Here is a 1,205-nt window from a genome sequence, read left to right as displayed (position 1 = left end):
AAAAAAAAGAACTATTCAGACTAGTGGGCGAGATGAAAGATAAGAACATCAGCGGTCGCTCAATCGGTGTAAGCAAGTGTTGCAAATACCTCTGCGTCAGCAGAAAGGGTTACTACAATAGAGTGAGGGCTCAGGCTGCTCGTCTCGCCACCGAGGGCTACGACGAGTCCACCAAAGCGAGTGCAGTACTCTACTTTTGCAGACGACAGCGAGAGCGGCTGCCAAGGGCGGGTGTGGCCGTACTCCACAAGCTGTCAAATGAATACTTCCGTGACATCTTCACCGTGGGTCGAGACTGGCTGTCCAAGCTCCTGGATGCCAATAACATGCTCTTGAGGGAGCCTAAGAAGAAGCGCCCTCCTCGGACGACAAGAGGGGTGGTCAATCATGGCTTTGAGGATCATGTCAATACGATCCCAAAGTACATCGCACCTGACAATTGCCGTCTCTTGGTCTCCGACATCACCTACGTAAAAACGTCAGAAGGCTTTGTTTATCTGTCACTTACGATGGATGCCTACAGCAGGATCATCACCGGATTTGACCTCCGTAAGACCCTCTCGACAGAGGGTCCCCTCAATGCTCTAAAGCAGTCCATACACTTCTTTACAAAGCACGGATATCCACTTGCGGGACTGATCTTCCACAGCGACCGCGGATGTCAGTATATCTCAAAGGAAATGACCGAGTTAGAGGCGAAGTACGGTATCATAACCAGTGTCACCCAGACCGGAGATCCTCTCCACAATGCCATGGCAGAGCGGCTAAATGGGACACTGAAAAACGACTTCCTGTATAACTTCGAACTACTTGACTTTGAACAAGCTAAGTCGGCAGTAAAGACGAGTGTTATGACCTACAATACAGCTCGTCCCCATCGGGCAATAGGGATGAAAACGCCTATGCAAATGCTACTGCCCGACTACCCTAATCCCCTATTGTCCAAGGGGAAGGAGGCGGGAGAGGCCCCTCACCCCCAAAAAGGGGGTGGGGGCGGGGCCTCTCTCGCCTCCAACGGAGAAGTCCTGCGACCATGAAGGGCTTGCAAAATAAGTGTGTACTCGTTAGTAATAAATGGGTATATTTGTATACGAGTTGACACCTAACCCATTCCGGGTGTGTACACTCTCAGGTCTCAATCCAATGACCGGTATACAGTCCTAGTAATATTCAATCAACTGTGTACTTTTTCCAGGAATCGCATA

General features: G+C 50.1%; 1 protein-coding gene. It reads left to right on the top strand.

Features of this window, described 5'->3' with window-relative positions; translation table 11 throughout:
- Positions 1-1,037, top strand: a 1,037-nt coding sequence (locus HMPREF2890_RS08910) for an IS3 family transposase (RefSeq protein ID WP_210394728.1), incomplete at its 5' end; no start/stop codon positions are given.
- Between the last annotated feature and the right edge of the window lie 168 nt (positions 1,038-1,205).

The sequence above is a fragment of the Porphyromonas sp. HMSC065F10 genome, from assembly GCF_001808555.1.
GTDB lineage: Bacteria > Bacteroidota > Bacteroidia > Bacteroidales > Porphyromonadaceae > Porphyromonas_A.
Note: the sequence above shows the minus strand (reverse complement) of the source record. Positions and strands in the feature narration are given on the sequence as shown.